Below are 14,948 nucleotides of genomic sequence, written 5' to 3'. Positions count from 1 at the left end.
GGGCGGGCTCGCGTTGGGTCGGGGGCACCCGGGTACGGCTCTGTTGGACAGGGGTGCCCCCGACTCAACGACGGTCCTCTCGACGCGGTGCGGTGGAGGCGTGGCGCTCAGTGGCCGCCGGCGGCTGGCTCCGCGCCGGAACCGGTCATCGCCCGCACCTCGAGTTCGACGTACCGGCGGGCCGCCTCGCGATCCTTCGACAGCACGGTGCCGAGCCAGCCGAGGAAGAAGCCGATCGGGATCGAGACGATTCCGGGGTTCTCCAGCGGGAACCACGCGAAGTCCACACCGGCGGGGAACAACGAGCCGCTCTTGCCGTCCGCCAGCACCTTGCCTGACACGATCGGTGAGAAGAACACCAGCACCACCGCGCTGATGAGGCCGCCGTAGATGCTCCACACCGCGCCCCGGGTGTTGAACCGGCTCCAGAACAGGTTGTAGAGGATCGCGGGCAGGTTGGCCGAGGCGGCGACGGCGAACGCGAGCGCCACCAGGAAGGCGACGTTGAGCCTCTGTGCTGGGATCGCCAGCAGGATCGCCACCGCGCCGATCACGACCGCCGCGATCCGGGCGGTGCGTAGCTCCTGGCGTTCGCTCGCCTCACCCCGCTTCACCACGTGCGCGTAGATGTCGTGCGCGAACGACGAGGCCGATGTCAGCGTGAGTCCCGCGACCACGGCGAGGATGGTCGCGAACGCCACCGCGGCGATCAACGCGAGCAGGATGGCGCCTCCGGTGGTGCCGGCCCCACCGCCCGCGGCCTGCGCCAGCAGGGGCGCCGCCACGTTGCCGGCCGTTGCCGCCACCTGAGACTCGGGACCGGTGTCGAGGAGCGCCGCCGCGCCGAATCCGAGCACCAGCGTCATGAGATAGAAGGTGCCGATGATGCCGATCGCCCATTGCACGGAAGTACGCGCGGTCCGGGCCGTGGGAACCGTGTAGAACCGGATCAGGATGTGCGGAAGACCGGCCGTCCCGAGCACGAGCGCGAGCCCCAGTGAGAGAAAGTCGATCTTCGACGTGAGCGTCTGGCCGTACTTCAGACCGGGTTCGAGGAACGCCTGACCCTTACCGCTCCTGTCGGCCGCCGTGCCGAGGAGGTCGGAGAGGTTGAAACCGAACTTCGCCAGCACGATCCCGGTGACGAGGGCCGTCCCGCCCATGAGCAAGACGGCCTTGACGATCTGCACCCACGTCGTGCCCTTCATACCTCCGACCGTGACGTAGAAGATCATCAGCGCGCCGACCAGCACGATGGTGAGGTTCTTGGCGGTGTCGCTGGTGACCCCGAGCAGTAGAGCGACCAGCGAGCCGGCACCGACCATCTGGGCGAGCAGGTAGAAGATCGAGACGCCGAGCGTCGAGACGGCCGCGGCGGTGCGGACCGGGCGCTGGCGCATGCGGTACGCCAGCTGGTCGGCGAGCGTGAACCGCCCGGAATTCCGCAGGAGTTCGGCGACGAGCAGCAGCGCCACCAGCCAGGCGACCAGGAAGCCAATGGAGTAAAGGAAGCCGTCATATCCCGACAGGGCGATCGCCCCGGAGATACCAAGGAACGACGCGGCTGACATGTAGTCACCCGAGATCGCCATGCCGTTCTGGAAACCCGAAAAGGAACGGCCGGCGGCGTAATAGTCGGCGGCGGTTTTGTTCTGTCGGCTGGCCATCAAGGTGACGTACAACGTGATCGCGACGACCGCGAGGAACAGCACCAGCGTGAGCGTGCGGTGGTCGGAAGGGGCGGGTGCCGCGAGAATCCCGGTGGCGGTGAGGGAAGCGCTCATGAACCAACCGCCTTCCGGTAGCGGGCGATGAGTTTGTCGGCCAGCGGGTCAAGACGTCGACGGGCGTGCCGGCTGTAGAGGAAGGCGATGACGAACGTCGACACGAACTGCAGGAGCCCGAAGACCAACGCCACGTTGAGGTTGCCGAGCACCTTCGTGCTCATGAATCCTGGCGCCCAGTTGGCGAACACGACGTACAGCAGATACCAGATCAGGAAGGCGGCCGTCCACGGAAACGCGAACCGGCGGTAGCGCTGTCGGAGTTCCTGGAACTCCTCGGCACGGGCGATTTCGGTATACACCTGATGCTGTTTGACCGGTGTCAGTTTGGCCACGTTGACCACCTCCCGTGATGACGACGGCGCGGCTCCCTGTCACGCGACGGTGCTCACCGTAGAACCGCTACAGGCGATCGGGAAGGGTTTTCCCGTTTTCGGCGCGTCCTGATCCGTCGATCTCAGTCGAAGTCCGTCTCAGTCGAAGTCTGTATGGCGGCCCGGATCACGGTGGTGGGCGAGGAGGATGGCGAGCTGCTCGGCGGTGCAGCGGTTGGTCGACAACTCCGGGAGATGCTCGAGGTCGAAGAATCCGACATCGGTCGTCTCACCGTCGAGTCCAGCTCGCGGCTCCGCGTCATCCAGCCGTTCGACAAGGAAGAACAGCTTGTAGGTGTGCCAGGGGCTACCGGCGTGGCCGTTGCGCCGCGACCCGTCGAGGACGGCGGCCAGCTTCGCCGCGCGCACCGGCAGGCCGGCCTCCTCGTGGAACTCCCGCTCGACCGCTTCCGACGGCGCGTCGAGCGCGTCGGCCCAGCCACCAGGCAGGGTCCAGCGCCCGTCCCGCCCCTCCCGGACCAGCAACACCCGGCCGTCCTCGACCAACGCGCCACGCACATCGACCTTCGGCGTGGCGTGCCCGGCCTCCGCCGCCAGCGCAGCCTGGAACTCACCGGCGTCCGCGCCCGCGACCAGTCCGAGGATCTCGGCCGTCATCGCTCGCATCCGGTGGTAGCGCGCGAGGTCATAGCGGTCGGTGCCGTAGGTGAGGCCGTTCTGGGCCATCGCGGCGAGCTCGACCGCAAGCGCGTGGAGACGCGGGCCGGGGGCGGTCAGGTCGGGAGTGACCAGGTCGGTGGAGGTCGGGTCGGGAGAGGTCGGGTCGGTGACGGTGGCGGGCTCGGTCTCCGATGTCATGCGGGCCAGTCTCGCAGGCCTCACCGTTTGCGGACGCGGGTGCGAAAGCACGTCGTGACGTACGGCATCACGAGTCCGTCCGGCTGTCGCGCGGTCATGTCATACAGCTCGCCGACGTGGTGGAGCACCTCCTGGCGCTCGGCCGGCGGGAGGTGCGCGACGTACGACCGGGAGGCGACAAGGTGCAGCAACCCGTCGCGGTCAAGCTTCTGCCACAGGCGGAACCCCGAGTACTCCGGGGGTTCGAAGAGCCGGCTCCACTCCAGGGTCTCGATCAGCTCCTCCGCCTGGCGGGCCTCGATCCGCTCGGCGGCGGCGAGCAGACTGGAAAGCTGGCGGACCCAGGGCACCGACTCGTCGCGGTAGTTCCAGACCAGGCCAAGGGTGCCGCCGGGGCGCAGGACGCGGGCGATCTCGGCCAGCGCGGCCTCGGTGTCGAACCAGTGGAACGCCTGCGCGACCACCACGGCATCGGCGGACGACGCGACCAGCGGGATCTTCTCCGCGACCGCCTGCACAGGAAGCGCGTACGGCACGTGGCGGACGAGCCGGGCGAGCATCGACGCGGCCGGCTCGACCGCGATGACCCGGTGGCGGTCGGCGACCAGGGAAGTGGTGAGCTTGCCGGTGCCGGCGGCGAGTTCGACGACGGTCGCCGGCTCGTCGACCGGCGTGGCACCGGCGTGCTGGGTGTCGTGCGGACTGCCGTCGTAGCGGCTGGTGCCGTCTTGGTAGCCGTCGTCGACGACCACGGCGTAGGAGTCGAACGCCGAACCAGGAGGCCGGCCGTCCGGCGCGGATCCGGGATACGAAGAGACGTGGTCTGCGAGCAGCCAACGAACGGCCTCGGCGGGATAGCCAGGCCGGCTGCGTTCGTAGACGTCGGCGACGGACCCGAATGACCGACTCCGCGACCGCCGTACCGACTCGTCCATGGTGTCGCGATGCTACGCGAAGTCGGGCGGTCCGTGACGTTTCGGGGTTGTCGGGCCGCGATCTTCACATGCGAACGGCGCTCTCGTTCCTGCCGGAGAGCGCCGCCGCTGGCACGACCAGTCGGGTTACCAAGCGCGCAACTCACATGGTGTCGCCCCAGCGAGCCTGGGATCGACTGCCCTCGAAGACGGGCTGGTCGCCGTGTGGGTGCCCGACTGTCGTGTGTGTCTCGTGGTGATCAGAAGCCGTGCCGTGGCGCTTCTTCTGGTCCCACGGGACATAGCACCTTTCTACGACGTTCGGTGGCGAGAGTGAAGAGCCTGGACCAAGATCTTTGTATTTTTTGGTCAGACTCCTGGGTCTGGGCCTATTCCTGGCGTTGTTCGTGAGAGCTGGCGAACGCTTCGGCGTGATTCCCCAACGGCGAATGGGGCTCGGTCCGAAGAAATGCGGGTGTGAAGCGCCCCCGGCGGACGAACCACAAAACGGCCGCGGCGGCGACGGCCACGGCGGCTCCGGTCAGCATGGGTCGATTCGCGCCGAATCTGGGTCCTTCCTTCACGACGACGGGCCGGCTGAATATCAGCACCGGCCAACCGCGTTCGGCGGCGGTTCGGCGAAGAGAGCGATCGGGGTTGACGACATAGGGGTGGCCGACTTCCTCGAGCATCGGGAGATCGGTGATCGAGTCGGAATAGGCATAACAGCGGCCAAGATCATAATGTTCGGACTCGGCGAGCTCCCGAATGGCCTTCGCCTTGTTGTCGCCGTACGCATAAAAGCCGATCTCGCCGGTGAAACGTCCGTCGTCGATCACCATGCGGGTCGCGATCACCCGGTCGGCGCCGAGGAGTTCGCCGATCGGCTCGACGACCTCCTGGCCGGAGGAGGACACGATCACGACCTCGCGACCGGCGGTCCGGTGCTCGGCAATGAGGGTCACCGCCTCGGCGTACACCAGCGGATCGACGACATGGTGCAGAGCTTCGGCCACGATGTCCTTGACCGTCTGAACCTCCCAGCCAGCGACCAGCGTGGAGAGATATGCGCGCATCTTCTCCATCTGATCGTGATCGGCCCCGCCCAGGAGATAGACGAATTGCGCGTACGCCGACCGGATGACGGTTCGCCGGTTGATCAGGCCGCCCTGATAGAAGTGGCGGCTGAAGGCGAGCGTGCTCGACCTGGCGAGAATCGTCTTGTCCAGATCGAAGAAGACGGCGGTGGGGGCGGCATTCGGTCGGGACCCATCGGTGGCGCTCATCTTTGAGAGCCTAGGCTGGTCGGGCAACAATCTCTGCTGATTAGCCGGACATTTCAGGGCAACCTTCGCCAACCCGGTAACAGCTCTGCGACTGTTTGACACTCTTTGCCTTTGCGGGGATTGGCGCGGTGCTTCCTTCTGGGTCACACTGGAGGCACGCTCCACGAGAGTTTGAGATCTCTCGAGGAGGGAACGTGGCATTTCAGCGGTATCCCCCCGCCGCTGGTGCCGGCCCGGCTCGCTGGTGGAGCTGCGGCCAGGGGCAGCCCCCGCTCTCCCCCCCGGCGGGGGCTGTCGCCTTTCCACGTCATTTCCTCTTCTGCCCAGGCGTTCTGGAACCGAACCTTTGTTGGGCGGGTGTTCTGGAACCACTGGAACCCTCTGTCGTCGGGGTATGGGTCGGTGCTGCCTGCCACATCTTGTCCACAGTCGCAGATTCCGCGTGCTCATCCACAGCCTTGGCCTTCGCGTTCCTGGCCAGGCCTTCGTGCGGCGATCGTGGTGGTCACCCGGGCGCGTACGCCTCGCCCGCCCGGGTCCGCTCGTCCGTCGAAAGGTGCCCCACGGTGTCCGCACTCCCACCACCCGCCCACCCCCTCGCCGTCACGGCCGACCTCACCCTCCTCGACGATCTGGTCCGGCTGGCGACCGCCGGTGGCGTCGCTCTCGACGTGGCCAACGACGTCGGGTCCAGCCGGCGGGCCTGGACGTCGGCCCCCTTGGTGCTCGTCGGCGCCGACCTGGTGGCCGACCTCGCCCGGGCCGCACCACCTCGGCGGCGCGACCTTCTGATCGTCAGTCACGACATCAATGAGCGCGGCCTCTGGGAAGGCGCCGTCGCCCTCGGTGCCGAGCACGTCCTCAGCCTTCCCGACGCCGAACGCTGGCTGGTCAGCCGGCTCGCCGACACGGTCGACGGCGCGACCCGGGAGTCGGCGACGGTCTGCGTGCTCGGCGGGCGGGGTGGTGCCGGCGCGTCGACGCTGGCCACCGCCCTGGCCGTGACCGCGATCCGGTTGGGCCGCATCAGCTATCTCATCGACGGTGACCCGCTCGGCGGCGGTATCGACCTCGTCCTGGGTGGTGAGGACTCCGCGGGCATGCGATGGCCCGACCTCGTGGCGACCGAAGGCCGGGTGAGTTCTGGTGCGCTGCGGTCCGCTCTGCCGTTGGTCGAAGGGCTCGTGGTGCTTTCCTGGGATCGCGGCGACCTCCTCACCATTCCGAGACCAGCGATGCGGACGGTGCTGAGCGCGGCCCGCCGGGGCGGCGACCTGGTCGTCGTCGACCTGCCCCGCCACACCACCGAGGCAGCCGAGGAAGCACTGTCCCAGTGCACAACAGCGCTGCTCGTCGTCCCGGCGGAGGTGCGTGCGGTGGCCGCGGCATCCCGGGTCGCCAGGACGCTCACCACTGTGGCTCCGGACGTTCGGCTGGTGGTCCGTGGGCCGGCGCCGTCAGGTCTCGACGGCCGCACTGTGGCCGCGACCCTCGACCTCCCGCTCGCCGGCGAGATCGCCGCTGAGCCACGCCTTGACCTGATGCTCGAACGCGGCCAGGCTCCAGCCCGGCACGGCAAAGGGCCGCTGGCGGCGTTCTGCCGTTCCCTCCTCACCGATCTCGGCGTCCTGCCCGCGGACCGGAGCGGGACGGCGGCGTGAACGCCCGGATCGCGGGCGTCGACCCGGCTCTGCTCCAACGGGTCCGCGCCACGCTCGCGCTCGACGCGGGGGAGCCGACACCGGCCCGAGTGGCCGCCGCGCTCCGGTCGGAGGGGCGACTCCTGGGTGACGCGGTGGTCCTCGACGTGGTGGAGGCGCTGCGCAGAGACATCGCGGGTGTGGGACCGCTCGAGCCGCTGCTGGCCGAGCCGGGCGTCACAGACGTGCTCGTCCACGGTCCCGCGCAGGTCTGGATCGATCGGGGATCCGGTCTCGAGCCAGCGGGCGTGACCTTCGACGACGACCATGCCGTACGCCGGCTCGCGCAGCGGCTCGCTGGCTCGGCCCGGCGTCGCCTCGACGACGCCACGCCGTTCGTGGACGCCCGGTTGCCGGACGGCAGCCGGTTCCATGCGGTGCTCTGGCCGGTGTCGACCGGCGGCACCTGCATCTCCCTGCGGATACCACGGCGGCGGGCGTTCACGATGGACGAGCTTGTTTTCGAGGGTTCGGTCCCGCCTGACGGTGCGCGGTTGCTGGCCAGGATTGTCAAGGCGAGGTTGGCATTCCTGGTCTCGGGTGGCACCGGGGCGGGCAAGACGACCCTGCTGGCCACCCTGTTGTCGCTCGTCCCCACCAACGAGCGCCTCGTCATCGTCGAGGACGCGAGCGAACTCACGCCGGCTCATCCCCACGTTGTCCACCTCGAGGGCCGGCCACCCAACGTCGAAGGCGCCGGCGAGATCGACCTGCGCACGCTGGTACGCCACGCGTTACGTATGCGACCTGACCGGCTGGTCGTCGGCGAGGTGCGTGGTGCGGAGATCGTTGATCTGCTGGCCGCTCTCAACACCGGCCACGAAGGTGGCTGCGGCACCCTCCATGCCAACTCCGCCGTCGAGGTCCCCGCGCGGGTGGAGGCATTGGGGGTCGCCGCCGGCCTCGACCGCGGTGCTGTCCACAGCCAGCTGGCGGCCGCGGTGGAGGTGGTCATCCAGGTCGCCCGGGGTCGAGACGGGCGCCGGCGAGTGGATGAGATCTGTGTCTTCGAGCGCGCGGCCGACGGGTTGGTGAGGGCAACGCCCGCGGTGGAGTTCGGGGCGGCGGGCGAGGTCGTCCCTGGTGCCGGTATGGCCCGGCTCTCGGCCCTCCTCACCCGCCGGCTCGCCGAGGAGGGCGCCTCGTGAGCGAGCGCAGCGAGCGAATCGTCCAACACAGCGCGCCTGGTGCCTCGTGCGCGCCCGGAGCGGAGCGAGGACGCGCATGAGCGTGGGTCTGGTGATCTGCCTCGGCCTCGCGGCGTCGGCAGCCGCACTCGCGATGCCGGCGCGGCCGGGCTCCCTGCTCGCCCGCCGCCTGGGTACGCCGGATCCGCGAGCTCATGCAACCGGTGCCGGGCTGGTCACGCGACTGCGGCGGTGGCTCTCAGAGACTCGGTTGGCACGGAGCGGCCGGACCCACCAACAGGCCCGGGCCGCGGTCCGCGAGGCCTACGACGTCCTCGCCGCCGAGCTGCGGGCCGGTCACAGCCCGAGTCGAGCGTTGTCGGCGGCGGCCGAGGTGCTTTCCGAGCTCGGACCCGCGGCGGCGGCGAGTCGCGCGGGCGGCGATGTGCCGGCCGCGTTGGCGGGAGTTCCACCACCCGTGGGCGACGTGCTGCCCGGGCTGGCCGTGGCCTGGTCCGTCGCGGCTGGCACGGGTGCGGGGCTCGCCGCCGTTGTGGACCGGCTCGCTCTTGGCGTTCGGGCGGAAGATGCGCTCGGACGTGAGGTCGCCGCCGCACTCGCCGGGCCACGGGCGACCGCACGCATCCTTGCTGCCCTGCCGCTGTTTGGACTGGTGGTCGGGATGGGCGCCGGGAGCGATCCGCTCGCCTTTCTGCTCGGAACGCCCCTCGGTTGGGGCTGCCTCCTCCTCGGTGGGGTCCTCGCGGCGCTGGGCCTTGTCTGGGTCGAGCACCTCGCGCGGCGAGCGGAGGACCCGCGGTGACCGCGTTGGCCGGACTTCTGGCGGGGCTTGCCGTCCTGTTCTGGTGGTGGCCGGTGGGGTCGAGGCGGCGGCTGGTCTCGCTGCGGCCGGCGGCGGGGTGGGAGGGCGGCGGGTCAGCTGGGCCGATGAGGTCAGACCACGGTGGCGCCACCACTGGGATTCCCGCGAGGCCTGCCCGGGTCGGCCAGCGTCACCTGGGGCAGGGGAGAGCTCGGTGGCTGGTCGCGGCGTTCGCGGGCCTGGTCGCTGGTTTCGTGGTGGGTGGCGGGGCGGGATTCGTCGCGGGGGCGGTCGTGGCCGTGCTCCTCGGCCAGGTCCTCGCGCGCCTCGAACCCCGCGAGAGCCGGATCCGCCGCGAACGCCTCGCCGCCGAACTTCCGCTGGCGGCCGATCTGCTGGCGGCCTGCCTCCGCGCTGGGCATCCGCCGGGCCTGTCGATCGAGGTGATCGGACGAGGGATGCGGGGTCCGCTCGCGGCCGAGCTTCGCCAGGTCGCGGCCGCGCTTCGGCTCGGTAGCGATGCCCAGACCGCCTGGTCGGGCTTTCTCGAGGACTCCGTGCTCGCACCCTTCGGTCGGTCGATGGTCCGCGTGTGGGACACCGGCGCGCCGCTCGCGAGCACTCTCGAGCGGCTCGCCGACGACGCACGCCAGTCCAGGCGGGCCGATGCGGACCAACGCGCCCGCGCGGTCGGCGTGAAGGCGGCAGCGCCGTTGGGGCTCTGTTTCCTGCCGGCGTTCGTGTTGGTCGGGGTCGTCCCGCTGGTCGCCGGGGCTGTCACCGGGTTGCTGCGATGACCAGCCACACGCATGCTCTGCCACCGAATTGTCCACAGCTTGCCGGACTGCGGAGTTGTCCCCAGACCCTCGCCGGAGCCCGCCAGCGCGACCGCCACCGGCGCATTCTCGATTACGCCCCGATCCGGGGCGCCGCGCCGGCCGGCTGCCGGACACCCCTGAGGAGGTCTCCCTTGCGCACACCACGGTCGCTTGTCGACGACGAGCGCGGCATGGCAACGGCGGAGTACGCCATCTGCACCGTCGCCGCGGCCAGCTTCGCCGGGCTGCTCATGAAGCTGGTCGGCGGTTCGGAAGTGCAACAGCTCCTGATGAAGCTGATCAAGGCCGCGCTCAGCATCGCGAGCTGACGCGCGTGGCGGGTGGCCGGCCAGGCCGGCGCGCGGGGCTTTGCTCGGCCACCCAGCCCAGCCAGCCGGACGGGCTGGCGGTCAGGAAGAAGGCAGTCAGAAACAAGGCCGTCAGAACGAAGGCAAGTCAGAAACGAAGGCGTCAGAAAGGAGGTGCGCTGTGATGCGGGTCGGGCTTTCACCCGCTCTCCCCGGGCGTAGTCCAGAGCGGGGAATGGTGACCGTGGAGACAGCGCTCGCGCTCACCGCCCTGGCGGTGGTCACGGTCGGCATGGCATGGGTCGTGTCGGTCGTGGGCGCCCAAGCTCGGTGCGTGGACGCGGCGCGCGACACCGCTCGGGCCGTGGCGAGGGGTGAGACTCTGTCCGCCAGCCGAGCCGAGGGGATGCGAAGCGCCCCTGAGGGTTCGCGGATCGCGATCCAGGTGGAAGACGGCCTCGCCACGGTCCGGGTTCGGGTGGCTGCGCGGCCACCGTGGCAGGTCCTGTCCGGAGTGCCTGGCATCGAGGTCACCGGGCAGGCCGCCGTCGTGCTCGAGCCGGGATCGCCATGATTGACAGGCGCCGTGCGGCGGGCTCCGGCGGTTCGGGGGAGGTGCGCCGAACCTCCCCGCTCGGCACCGAACGCGGTAGCGGCAGCATCTGGACTCTGGCCGTCGCCGCTGTGCTGATCCTGGCCGGACTCGTCTCGGTCACCATCGTGGCGGTGATGTCCGCTGGGCGTCGTGCTGACACCGCCGCCGACCTCGCCGCCTTGTCCGCGGCTGCCGGCGGGCCAGCGGCGATGGACGGTGCCTGTTCGGTCGCTGCTCGGATAGCCGCGGCGCATCAGGCTCGTCTGATCAGCTGCACCCTGACCGGTGCCGTGGTGGACGTCGTGGTCGAGGTTCGACCGCGGACGCTCGCAGGCGACCTGCTCACCATGCGAGCTCGGGCCAAGGCGGGCCCGACCTCGGAGTGGGGCCGTGCCCGCCATGACATGGGCGCGTGGAGCCGTGCTCCGCCGTGACGGGCGAGCCGCCGGCGGATGGCAGGCCTACCGGCCTAGGGATGCCAGTCGTGCTCGCTGTCGCTTCGCGATCGGCGAGGGATCGCACGCCCGGACTCGTCCGGACGCTCTTCGCCGTCCGCCCACTGCGACTGCGCTCGCCACGACTGTGCGCGCTGCGACTGGGTGGGTTGGGACTGTGTGGGTTGAGACTGCGTGGGCTGGGACTGCGTGGCTTGGGACTGCGCCCGCTCGGACGGATATGGCGCGGTGTGCCACGGGTGTTCGTCGGTGGTCGCCTCACCTCGATGCCGCGACGGAGGAACGTCCGGTGACGACGCCGCGGCACGAGGCGACGTCCAGGTGCCAGAGAGATCGACCGACTCTCGTCCGGCCCACGTATCCGGCCTTCCGGCCCACGTATCCGCTGAGGACGCCTCACGATCACGTTCCTCTGGACGCTGCTCGGCGATGCTGGGGTACGGCTCGGCGGTGCTGGGGTACGGCTCCGCGACGGCGCCCGGTTGCGGAGCCGCGGACCCGGGGAGAGCCCGTTGGTCACCTTCCGGGAACGCCGGAGCTGACCTTTCCTGCGGACGTTGGCGTAGCTCGTGGAGTACCTCCCGCCGGTGGCGCCAGCGCCTGACGCCAAGGAGTACGAACCACACCCCGACCACGGTGGCCAAAGTGACTCCCACGCCAAAGAAGAAGAACGTCGACGTCGAGCTCTCGATCCGAAGGCTGCCGATGTCCACTGTCGTGGGTTGTGAGCCGCCCACCACGAAGCCGGCGACCACCGCGATCGCGAGGAGGATGAGGATGATGCCGACGATGATCATGGCGAGCCGTCATCTCCTTTGGTCGGTGCGGACTGACGTGGGGCATGTGACAGCAGGACGTCGAGCAGCCGGACCGCGCCGGCCTTGTCGAGCGGATTGTTCCCATTCCCGCATTTCGGTGACTGTACGCATGACGGGCAGCCCTCGGCGCATCCGCATGCCGCGATCGCCTCCCTTGTGGCCCGCAGCCACGCCGCGGCGGCGGTGTAGCCGCGCTCGGCGAAGCCCGCGCCGCCCGGGTGGCCGTCGTACACGAAGACCGTGACCCGGCCGGTGTCGGCGTGGCGTCCCGTCGAGACACCACCCACATCCCACCGGTCGCAGGTGGCGAAGAGGGGCAACAACCCGATCGCGGCATGCTCGGCGGCGTGCGCGGCACCGGGTACCTCATCGGGGCCGAGCCCGGCCGCGGCCACCTGCTCGTCAGACACCGTCCACCAGACGGCGCGAGTTTGAAGGGTGCGCGGTGGAAGGTCGAGCGGGACCTCGCCGAGCACCTCGCCCGAGGCCAGCGCCCGCCGGAGATAGGAGACCACCTGGTTTTCGACCTTGACCGATCCGAAGTCGAGGGTCGCCGGCCCCCACGCCTCCGACCGCTCGCTCTCCAGCACCTCGATGTCGGTCACCTCGCGCGCCGTCGTCGTGTAGTCGGGGTCGGCCGCCTCGACCAGCGCCACCCCGGCTTCGAGCTCGAGCCGGTCCACGACATACGTCACGCCCTGGTGGAGATAGACCGCACCGTCGTGGACAGACGTGTGGGCCGCGCCGCCGTCGACCGTACCCAGCAACCGGCCGGTCGACCCCTCCACGACCCGGACCAGTGTTCCGCCGAGGGACCGGATGTCGGCGAGATCGCACGCTCGCCCGCGCCGCGTCCAGAACCACCCGTGCGGTCGCCGCCGCACCATGCCCTCGGCCTCGAGCTCCTGGAGCGCCCCGGCCGTGGACGGGCCGAACCTCTCCAGGTCGGCGTCGGTGATGGGCAGCTCGGCCGCGGCCGCCGCGACGTGTGGTTTGACGACGTACGGGTTGTCCGGATCGAGGACCGTCGCCTCGACGGGCGGCCCGAAGACCGCGTCCGGGTGCTGCACGAGATAGGTGTCGAGCGGGTCGTCGCGGGCGACGAACACCGCCAGCGCCCCCTGCTGGCCCCGTCCGGCACGGCCCGCCTGTTGCCACAGGGACGCCCGCGTTCCCGGATATCCCGCCACCAGCACCGCGTCGAGCCCGGCGATGTCCACACCAAGCTCCAGTGCATTGGTCGCGGCGACCCCGAGCAGCCGCTTGTCCTGCAGAGCGCGTTCGAGGGCGCGGCGTTCCTCGGGGAGGTAGCCGGCGCGGTAGGCCGCCACCTGCTGGCTGAGTTCGGGGGAGACATCCGCGAGGTGTTCGCGGGCCTGGATCGCGACCACCTCCGCGCCGCGCCGGGACCGTATGAACGCGACCGTGCGCACGCCGTCCGACACCAGATCGGCGAGCAGATCGGCGGTCTCCGCGGTGGCGCTGCGGCGTACCGGCGCTCCGCGCTCACCCGTCTGCCTGGTGAAGGGCGGCTCCCACAGGGCAAAGGCGAGTCCGCCGTGCGGCGAGGCGTCGTCCGTGACGGCCGTGACAGGAGCACCGGTGAGCCGCGCGGCGGAGGTCGAGGGTTCCGAGACCGTGGCGGAGGCCAGGACAAAGGTCGGGTTCGCGCCGTAGTGGGCCACGATCCGCCGCAACCGGCGCAGCACCTGCGCGACGTGGGAGCCGAACACGCCCCGGTAGTGGTGGCACTCGTCGATGACGACGTACTCCAACGCCCCCAGGAAACGGGCCCACCGCGCGTGTGCCGGCAGCACCGACCGGTGCAGCATGTCGGGATTGGTGAGGATGAACGCCGCGTAGTCCCGCGCCCAGTCGCGCTCCTCCCACGAGCTGTCGCCGTCGCAGGTGGTGGCCAGGACGTCAGGCCCGGCGAGTTCGGTCAGCGCCCGGAGCTGGTCGGCGGCGAGCGCCTTGGTCGGCGCGAGGTAGAGGGCGGTTGGCCCGCGTCGCCGTGCCTGACGTGCCGCCGGGTCGGGGAGTACGTCAGACAGCACCGGCAGGAGGTAGCCGAGCGACTTGCCCGATGCCGTTCCGGTGGCGATCACCACGTGCTGGCCGGAACGGGCGAGTTCGGCCGCCGCGACCTGGTGGGCCCAGGGGCGCGTGATGCCGTTGGACCGGAGACCTTCGAGGACCCGGTCGGGTACCCAGCTCGGCCACTCGACGGTTTCGCCGGCGCGGGCGGGCACCCACTCGACGTGGGTCACCCGGGCCGCGCGGCCAGGCCCCGCGCACAGGCGCCGAAGAAGGGACTCCGGACGCCTGGCCGCCGCGGCGCGCGTTTCGGGAGCCGTTATCGGCGTCGAGGGCTCGGCAGCGGGTTCGTCGCCGGTGCGGGTTCGGTGCGGCTGGCGAAGGGACACGTCGGACAGTGTCACACCGAGTTGGCGACAGGCACAGGGCCGTTGGCATAAGGTCATTGGCGCCCCTTGCCACGCCGCCGTCACAGCAGGTGATTGAATTCCCATGCGGTTGGTCGTCGGCGTGAAGTGCTGGAGGAGTTCGTGGACCTTTCCCTCTCGAACCACCCTGCAGGCGACCACATGGTGGTCGAAGTAGGTGGGGAGATCGACGTCTACACCGCACCCAGATTGCGGGAGAAGATGGTCGAGTTGGTCAATGCCGGCCACTACCACCTGGTGGTGGACATGGAGGGCGTTGATTTTCTCGACTCGACCGGGCTAGGCGTGCTCGTGGGAGGGCTCAAACGGGTCCGCACCCACGATGGTTCCCTGCGCATCGTGTGCACCCAGGAGCGGCTTCTGAAGATCTTCCGCATCACGGGACTCACCAAGGTGTTTCCCATCCACAACACCGTGGACGAGGCGGTCGCGCCGCCCGGGTGACGCGGCCGGACCAGCCGCTCATCACGTCGCGGCGTCGCCCACCGAAGCGACCTGGATCTTCAGTCGTTCGCCTCGTGTTCGGGTCACCGTCACCATGGCGGGGGGCGCGTCCCACCAGGCAGGTGCCGGCGCTGTAGGCTCTGGGCCCGTCCCGGATTCCATCCGGTGGCACCAGCTGTCCGTGCGCCTTCGACGATGCCGGTCGGTGCCGGCATTCG

At 70.0% G+C, this 14,948-nt stretch carries 15 protein-coding genes; 8 read left to right on the top strand and 7 right to left on the bottom strand.

What is annotated here, in order from left to right; all coding sequences use genetic code 11:
- Window positions 1-107: 107 nt before the first annotated feature.
- The 5 genes from B141_RS0120750 to B141_RS0120730 form a co-directional block, all read right to left on the bottom strand.
- Window positions 108-1,784: a solute symporter family protein gene (locus B141_RS0120750; RefSeq protein ID WP_020577104.1), complete on the bottom strand. Its 1,677-nt coding sequence runs from the start codon at window positions 1,782-1,784 to the stop codon at window positions 108-110.
- Complete coding sequence (locus B141_RS0120745) at window positions 1,781-2,119, bottom strand: DUF485 domain-containing protein (RefSeq protein ID WP_040421947.1); 339 nt, start codon at window positions 2,117-2,119, stop codon at window positions 1,781-1,783. Before B141_RS0120745 ends, B141_RS0120750 begins: the two co-directional genes overlap by 4 nt.
- 138 nt (window positions 2,120-2,257) lie before the next feature.
- Window positions 2,258-2,977, bottom strand: coding sequence for an NUDIX hydrolase (locus tag B141_RS0120740; protein ID WP_020577102.1), 720 nt, complete (start codon window positions 2,975-2,977; stop codon window positions 2,258-2,260).
- A gap of 20 nt (window positions 2,978-2,997) precedes the next feature.
- Window positions 2,998-3,912 (bottom strand): class I SAM-dependent methyltransferase, encoded by a 915-nt coding sequence (locus B141_RS41805; RefSeq protein WP_020577101.1) that lies wholly within the window; start codon window positions 3,910-3,912, stop codon window positions 2,998-3,000.
- 368 nt (window positions 3,913-4,280) lie between these two features.
- Window positions 4,281-5,342, bottom strand: coding sequence for an HAD family hydrolase (locus B141_RS0120730; RefSeq protein ID WP_237742759.1), 1,062 nt, complete (start codon window positions 5,340-5,342; stop codon window positions 4,281-4,283).
- A 401-nt stretch (window positions 5,343-5,743) separates the two neighbouring features.
- Between B141_RS0120730 and ssd the strand changes: the two genes are divergently transcribed.
- From ssd to B141_RS45900, 7 genes are all read left to right on the top strand, one after another.
- Window positions 5,744-6,838, top strand: coding sequence for a septum site-determining protein Ssd (gene ssd / locus B141_RS0120725; RefSeq protein ID WP_020577099.1), 1,095 nt, complete (start codon window positions 5,744-5,746; stop codon window positions 6,836-6,838).
- The gene (locus B141_RS0120720) at window positions 6,835-8,025 is read left to right on the top strand and encodes a TadA family conjugal transfer-associated ATPase (RefSeq protein ID WP_020577098.1); all 1,191 of its coding nucleotides are present in this window, start codon (window positions 6,835-6,837) and stop codon (window positions 8,023-8,025) included. The genes ssd and B141_RS0120720 overlap by 4 nt, the downstream gene beginning before the upstream one ends.
- 76 nt (window positions 8,026-8,101) lie before the next feature.
- Complete coding sequence (locus tag B141_RS41800; protein WP_020577097.1) at window positions 8,102-8,827, top strand: type II secretion system F family protein; 726 nt, start codon at window positions 8,102-8,104, stop codon at window positions 8,825-8,827.
- Complete coding sequence (locus tag B141_RS0120710) at window positions 8,824-9,624, top strand: type II secretion system F family protein (RefSeq protein WP_020577096.1); 801 nt, start codon at window positions 8,824-8,826, stop codon at window positions 9,622-9,624. The genes B141_RS41800 and B141_RS0120710 overlap by 4 nt, the downstream gene beginning before the upstream one ends.
- A gap of 173 nt (window positions 9,625-9,797) precedes the next feature.
- Complete coding sequence (locus B141_RS50800) at window positions 9,798-9,974, top strand: DUF4244 domain-containing protein (RefSeq protein WP_020577095.1); 177 nt, start codon at window positions 9,798-9,800, stop codon at window positions 9,972-9,974.
- 163 nt (window positions 9,975-10,137) lie between these two features.
- A complete protein-coding gene (locus B141_RS41795; protein WP_157181157.1) occupies window positions 10,138-10,527 on the top strand; it encodes a TadE family type IV pilus minor pilin in 390 nt (129 codons plus the stop codon).
- Entirely contained in the window at window positions 10,524-10,982 is a 459-nt protein-coding gene (locus B141_RS45900) for an Rv3654c family TadE-like protein (protein WP_020577093.1), read from the top strand. The genes B141_RS41795 and B141_RS45900 overlap by 4 nt, the downstream gene beginning before the upstream one ends.
- 35 nt (window positions 10,983-11,017) lie before the next feature.
- On the opposite strand, the gene B141_RS0120690 is transcribed toward B141_RS45900, so the two are convergent.
- Window positions 11,018-11,800 carry a hypothetical protein gene (locus B141_RS0120690; RefSeq protein WP_026257419.1) on the bottom strand — a complete coding sequence of 261 codons (783 nt, stop codon included), beginning with the start codon at window positions 11,798-11,800 and terminating at the stop codon, window positions 11,018-11,020.
- Window positions 11,797-14,121 carry a DEAD/DEAH box helicase gene (locus B141_RS0120685; RefSeq protein WP_420313600.1) on the bottom strand — a complete coding sequence of 775 codons (2,325 nt, stop codon included), beginning with the start codon at window positions 14,119-14,121 and terminating at the stop codon, window positions 11,797-11,799. The genes B141_RS0120690 and B141_RS0120685 overlap by 4 nt, the downstream gene beginning before the upstream one ends.
- 267 nt (window positions 14,122-14,388) lie before the next feature.
- On the opposite strand from B141_RS0120685, the gene B141_RS0120680 reads away from it, so the two are divergent.
- Window positions 14,389-14,730, top strand: a complete 342-nt coding sequence (locus B141_RS0120680) for an STAS domain-containing protein (RefSeq protein ID WP_026257417.1) — start codon at window positions 14,389-14,391, stop codon at window positions 14,728-14,730.
- Window positions 14,731-14,948: the final 218 nt, after the last annotated feature.

The organism is Actinopolymorpha alba DSM 45243 (assembly GCF_000373925.1).
In the GTDB taxonomy this organism is placed as follows: domain Bacteria; phylum Actinomycetota; class Actinomycetes; order Propionibacteriales; family Actinopolymorphaceae; genus Actinopolymorpha; species Actinopolymorpha alba.
Note: the sequence above shows the minus strand (reverse complement) of the source record. Positions and strands in the feature narration are given on the sequence as shown.